The 5,876-nt window shown below is 72.3% G+C and carries 4 protein-coding genes and 1 tRNA gene; 3 read left to right on the top strand and 2 right to left on the bottom strand.

Annotation, left to right across the window (positions count from 1 at the left end; all coding sequences use genetic code 11):
• The first annotated feature begins 42 nt into the window (after positions 1 to 42).
• Complete coding sequence (locus NWP10_RS10200) at positions 43 to 1,473, top strand: glycosyltransferase family 87 protein (RefSeq protein WP_258300829.1); 1,431 nt, start codon at positions 43 to 45, stop codon at positions 1,471 to 1,473.
• Positions 1,474 to 1,483: 10 nt separating this feature from the next.
• Here NWP10_RS10200 and NWP10_RS10195 read toward each other — a convergent pair whose 3' ends face one another.
• Together NWP10_RS10195 and NWP10_RS10190 are read right to left on the bottom strand one after the other, a co-directional pair.
• The gene (locus NWP10_RS10195) at positions 1,484 to 2,983 is read right to left on the bottom strand and encodes a DUF2079 domain-containing protein (RefSeq protein WP_017489496.1); all 1,500 of its coding nucleotides are present in this window, start codon (positions 2,981 to 2,983) and stop codon (positions 1,484 to 1,486) included.
• 118 nt (positions 2,984 to 3,101) lie between these two features.
• Positions 3,102 to 3,175: transfer RNA gene (locus NWP10_RS10190), tRNA-Arg, on the bottom strand.
• A 201-nt stretch (positions 3,176 to 3,376) separates the two neighbouring features.
• Between NWP10_RS10190 and NWP10_RS10185 the strand changes: the two genes are divergently transcribed.
• Both NWP10_RS10185 and ettA read left to right on the top strand, forming a co-directional pair.
• Positions 3,377 to 3,997, top strand: a complete 621-nt coding sequence (locus NWP10_RS10185; protein WP_258300828.1) for a single-stranded DNA-binding protein — start codon at positions 3,377 to 3,379, stop codon at positions 3,995 to 3,997.
• A 123-nt stretch (positions 3,998 to 4,120) separates the two neighbouring features.
• On the top strand, positions 4,121 to 5,803 hold the full coding sequence (gene ettA / locus NWP10_RS10180; protein WP_258300827.1) for an energy-dependent translational throttle protein EttA: 1,683 nt from the start codon (positions 4,121 to 4,123) through the stop codon (positions 5,801 to 5,803).
• Positions 5,804 to 5,876: the final 73 nt, after the last annotated feature.

Genomic DNA, 5,876 nt, shown 5'->3' with positions numbered 1-5,876 from the left:
GCCCCCGACCGACGCCGCCGCCCCGCTCGCCCAGGAGAGACCGTGACCTCGCAGCCCCGCCGCCCCGCCGACACCCGGACCGGCTCCGCCGCCGCGCCGGCGAGCCCCGCCGCCCTGCGCCCCGGGCCCCGCTGGATCGGGATCCTCGTGGGGCTCACCGCCGTGGCCGCCGTCGTCGGCCTGCTGACCAAGCAGTGGTGCCGCGTGAACGGGTGGGCCGCCCCGGGCGTTCACGTGCACATGTGCTACTCGGACTTCGCGCAGCTGTTCCCCACGCGCGGGCTCTCGGACGGCCACTTCCCCTTCTACACGCCCCTGCCGCCCGAGCAGTGGATGGAGTACCCGGCGCTGCTGGCCGTCGTCGCCGGCGTGACCATGTGGCTGGTGCCGGACTCCGGAGACCTGCACGAGCGCACCGTGACGTACTTCGACGTCAACGCCCTCGGCGTGGTGCTGTGCTGGGTGGTCCTCGTGATCGCCACCGCGTACACCGCCCGCGGCCGCTCCCGGGACGCGCTGCTGGTGGCCCTGGCGCCGGGGATCATCCTCACCTCGATGCTCAACTGGGACCTGTGGGCGGTCATGCTGGCGGCGCTGGCCCTGTGGGCGTGGACGGCGCACCGTCCCACGCTCGCGGGCCTGCTGATCGGGCTGGGCACCGCCCTGAAGCTCTACCCGTTGTTCTTCTTCGGCGCGATCCTGGTGCTGGCCCTGCGCACGGGCCGCTGGCGTGGGCTGATCACGTCCCTGGCGGCCGGCGTGGCCGCGTGGCTCGCGGTGAACGTGCCGTTCATGCTGACGGCCTTCGACCAGTGGTCCCGCTTCTACACGTTCTCCGGGGACCGGGCCGTCTCGTTCTCCTCGACCTGGCTCTCCCTGACCTGGACCGGCTGGTCCGGGGAGACGTTCTCCACTCTGCAGAACGGCCTGTTCGCCCTGTGCTGCGCGGGCATCGCCTGGCTGGGGCTCTCCGCCCGGCACCGGCCGCGCATGGCTCAGCTGTGCTTCCTGATCGTGGCCTCGTTCCTGCTCTGGGGGAAGGTGTACTCCCCGCAGTTCGTGATGTGGCTGATCCCCCTGGTGGTCCTGGCGACCCCGCGGTGGCGAGCGTTCTGGATCTGGCAGGCCGTGGAGGTGTACCACTGGGGCGGCGTGTGGATGGAGTCCGCGCGCATCACCTCGGGCGGGGCCTTCGCGGACGGGGCCTGGTGGATCACCGCCTGGTACGCCTCGGGGATCGTCGCGCACATCGTGGCGCTCGTGTGGCTCATGGTCACCGTGGTCAAGGACATCCTCGACCCCTCGCGCGACCCGGTGCGCCGCACGGCACTCGCCCAGGGCGCCCCGACGATCGCCCCGGGCGTCGCGGAGGACCCGCACGCCGGCGTCTACGCGGGCGCCCCGGACCGGCTGCTGCTGCCCCCGGCCGGCCGCGGCCTGCAGCCCGCGGAGGGGTCGACGTCGGGCTCGTGAGCCGCCCGCGTCAGCGGTGCTGGAGGTACTGCGTGCAGGTGGGGGAGACGGCGCGGTCCGGGTGGCGCAGCACGACGACGTCGCCGCGCTCCCACACCGTCTCGAAGCCGAGCCGCTCGGCCCGGTCCAGGGCCTGGTCCGGGGTGAGCGGATCCCAGCCGCCGAGCTCGGCGACCGAGGTGTCCACGATCATCCAGGTGGCCAGCTCGTCGCCGATGTCCCCGTGCAGGCCCACGTGGGTGCGGGCGGTCAGGTGCGGCACCGCGTTGTCCGCGGCCTCCACGCACACCCCGTCCGGGATGAGGGAGACCGCGTGGTCCAGGTCCCGGGCGTGCTGGGTCATGGTCATGTCCCCGGTGAGGGTGCGGTGGTACGGGAACACCTGCGGGAAGAACGCGGTCCCGACCAGCCCCGTCGCCAGCGCCGTCGAGGCGACGACGGCCGGCAGCCGGCGCTTCGGCGGCGAGGCGTGGGAGCCGGCACCGGTCCCGGCGGGACGGGGCCGCCGTCGTCGGGCGAGGAGGTCCGAGAGGCGCACGGCGCCCTCGAGCGCGGCCATGAGGAGGAGGGGGGCGAGGATCGCGTCGTACTGGTACACGGGCGCCCAGACGTTGAGGCGGTCGTTCCAGAGCCGGGAGAGCAGGATGGGCAACGCCATCAGGGTGAGCGGGCTGAGCAGGGGCAGGAACAGCAGCGGCACGAGGTGCAGCAGCCACAGCGCCGCCTTGAGCGGGTGGTCGACCAGCGCCGCGGCGGCCTCCCACGGCCGCGTGAGGATGGTCAGGATGGAGGAGCCCATGTCCGGGCCGAGGGCCTGGAACTGCCAGTAGCCGAAGTCGCCCGTGGGGGAGTAGTGGGGGATCACCACGGAGGTGGCGAACCAGTAGCCGAGCACGCCGAGGACGGCGACGAGGGCGGCCTGCGGCCAGAAGCGCCGCAGGGCCATGACCAGCGCGACGGCGATCAGGGTGACGCCCATGTCCTCGCGGACGGTGAGCAGCGCGGCGGCCAGGACCGTGGCGAGCCAGGGCCGCTGTCCGTCCAGGGCCCAGACGAGCCACGCCATGATCGGCACGCCCAGGGTGACCTCGTGGAAGTCCCAGTTCACCATCGCCTGGAACGGCCAGGAGATCATCAGCGCCGCCACGGCGACGAGGGAGACGGCGTGGCCGGTGCGGCGTCGGGCGAAGAGGTAGACGGGCACGGCGGCCGCCGCGAGGGCGAGGGCCATCACGATGCCGAGCATGCGCGGGTCCGGCCAGATCCAGTAGAAGGGCGCCAGTAGGGCCAGGATCGGGTGGAAGTGGTCCCCGAGGATGTGGAACTCCACGCCCTTGACGGAGCTCAGCGGCGCGTTGAACAGCGCGTACTGGCGCACCACCTGGTCGAAGATGCCCAGGTCGTAGCCCTTGGCCTCGTAGATCCCGTACCGCAGGAACGAGTGGACGATCGCCAGGGCCGAGGCGAGCGCGAGGAGGATTCCCAGGTGGAGGCCCTCGCGGCGGGTCACGCGGACCTCGGGGACGGCGGGTCGCGGGGCGTGGAGCCAGGAGCGCAGGCGGTCCAGGGCGGTCTCCTTCGGGCGCGGCGGACGTCGGGCGTGCGCGGAGGGCTCCGCCCCTTCTCGGTGCCCCAGGAGGGATTCGAACCCCCGACCGGCGGATTAGAAGGCCGCTGCTCTGTCCGGCTGAGCTACTGGGGCTGGGCCGTGCCAGTCTAGCCGTCGCGGTGGTCGCGACGGGCGGCCGCTCCTGCACAGGGCGCCGGGCATGCCCCGCCGTCCCCAGATCCTGTCCCGGCCCGCCGGCCTCGCCCCGTCCCGGGGTTCCCTGGCGGTGGCGGATCAGCCGATGCGCCGACCACCACCCCGGCACGGCCCGGGGCGCAGCCCAGGAGGCACACCATGCAGGACATCATCACCGTGCGCGGCTTCGTGGCCACGGACCCCGTCACCCGGACCACCGCGTCCGGTGCCACCGTGGCCGGCTTCCGCCTGGCCACCACCGAGCGCCGCTTCGACCGGGAGGCAGGCGCCTGGGTGGACGCCCACACCAACTGGTACAGCGTGTCCGCCTTCGGCCCGCTCGGCTCCAACACCGCCCAGTCCGTGCGCAAGGGCAACCCCGTGATCGTCACCGGGCGGCTGAGGGTGCGGGACTGGTCCACCGAGGAGCGCTCCGGCACGACCGTGGACGTGGTGGCCGACGCCGTGGGGCTCGACCTGGCCTTCGGCTCGGCGGCCTTCCAGCGCAGCCAGCGCGCCGCGGCCGCGCGCCCGGAGGGCGCCGACGAGCAGGACGGGCAGGGTCAGGCCGGGGCCGTCGCCTCGGCAGGCGCCGCGGAGGCCGACGGGACCGCCGCCGGCACCGGGGACGGGTACGTCACCGAGCTGCCCCCGGCGCTGCGCGGGGGCGACGCGCCGGCCACGCCGCCGCCGTCGTCGTCGGAGGAGGGAGACGAGGCGGACGAGGCGGACGACGACGCCCACGGCGTCCGCGAGCCGGCGGCGGCCGGCGCCGCCTGAGCGGCCCGAACGGCCCGCCGGGGAGCAACCCGAACGGGCCCGGCTGGAGGGGGCGGGCGCGTCGGGGGCCGCGGGATCGGCCCGATGAGAGGAATCCCGCGGCCACCGACTAGCCTGGGGCGCATGGCGGAATTCATCTACACGATGGTCAAGGCCCGCAAGAAGGTGGGCGACAAACTGATCCTGGACGACGTCACCATGTCGTTCTACCCCGGGGCGAAGATCGGCATGGTCGGCCCCAACGGCGCCGGCAAGTCGACGATCCTCAAGATCATGGCCGGGCTCGACGAGCCCTCGAACGGCGAGGCGCGTCTCTCGCCCGAGTACACGGTGGGCATCCTCATGCAGGAGCCCAAGCTGGACGAGTCCAAGACCGTGCTCGAGAACGTCCAGGAGGGCGTCGGCGAGATCTACGGCAAGATCCAGCGGTACAACCAGATCTCCGAGGAGATGGCCAGCCCGGACGCCGACTTCGACGCGCTGATGGAGGAGATGGGCGAGCTGCAGACCGCCATCGACGCCGCGGACGCATGGGACATCGACTCCCAGCTGGAGCAGGCGATGGACGCGCTGCGCACGCCCCCGGGCGACGAGCCGGTCACCAACCTCTCCGGCGGCGAGAAGCGCCGCGTCGCGCTGTGCAAGCTGCTGTTGGAGAAGCCCGACCTCCTCCTGCTCGACGAGCCCACCAACCACCTGGACGCCGAGTCCGTGCTGTGGCTCGAGCAGCACCTGGCCTCCTACCCGGGCGCCGTCATCGCCGTCACCCACGACCGGTACTTCCTCGACCACGTCGCGGAGTGGATCGCGGAGGTCGACCGCGGCCGCCTCTATCCGTACGAGGGCAACTACTCCACCTACCTGGAGACCAAGCGCGCCCGCCTCGAGGTGCAGGGCAAGAAGGACGCCAAGCTCGCCAAGCGCCTGGCCGAGGAGCTCGACTGGGTCCGCTCCAACACCAAGGGCCGTCAGGCGAAGTCCAAGGCCCGCCTGGCCCGCTACGAGGAGATGGCGGCCGAGGCCGAGAAGACCCGCAAGCTGGACTTCGAGGAGATCCAGATCCCGCCGGGCCCGCGCCTGGGCACCGTCGTGATCGAGGCCAAGGACCTGAAGAAGGGCTTCGGGGACCGCGTCCTCATCGACGGCCTGTCCTTCTCCCTGCCCCGCAACGGCATCGTCGGCGTGATCGGCCCGAACGGCGTCGGCAAGACCACCCTGTTCAAGACGATCGTCGGCCTCGAGCCCCTCGACGGCGGCGAGCTGAAGATCGGCGAGACCGTGAAGATCTCGTACGTGGACCAGTCCCGCGCGAACATCGACCCCGAGAAGTCGCTGTGGGAGGTCGTCTCCGACGGCCTGGACTACATCAAGGTCGGCCAGGTCGAGATGCCCTCGCGCGCCTACGTGTCCGCGTTCGGCTTCAAGGGCCCGGACCAGCAGAAGAAGGCCGGCGTGCTCTCCGGCGGTGAGCGCAACCGCCTGAACCTGGCGCTGACCCTCAAGGAGGGCGGCAACCTGCTCCTTCTCGACGAGCCCACCAACGACCTGGACGTGGAGACCCTCACCTCCCTCGAGAACGCGCTGCTCGAGTTCCCGGGCTGCGCCGTGGTCGTCTCGCACGACCGCTGGTTCCTGGACCGCGTGGCCACCCACATGCTCGCCTACGAGGGCACCGCCGAGGACCCCGCGAACTGGTACTGGTACGAGGGCAACTTCGAGTCCTACGAGGCCAACAAGGTCGAGCGCCTCGGCCCGGAGGTCGCCCGCCCGCACCGCGTGACGCACCGCAAGCTCACGCGCGACTGAGCGGCCCGCGTCCGGCGGACGCCCGCACGACCACGGCTGTCACCTATACACATCTGACGCTGCCGACGCACTT

Origin of the sequence: Micrococcus sp. HG099, from assembly GCF_024723355.1 — a bacterium.
Classification (GTDB): Bacteria; Actinomycetota; Actinomycetes; order Actinomycetales; family Micrococcaceae; genus Micrococcus; species Micrococcus endophyticus.
Note: the sequence above shows the minus strand (reverse complement) of the source record. Positions and strands in the feature narration are given on the sequence as shown.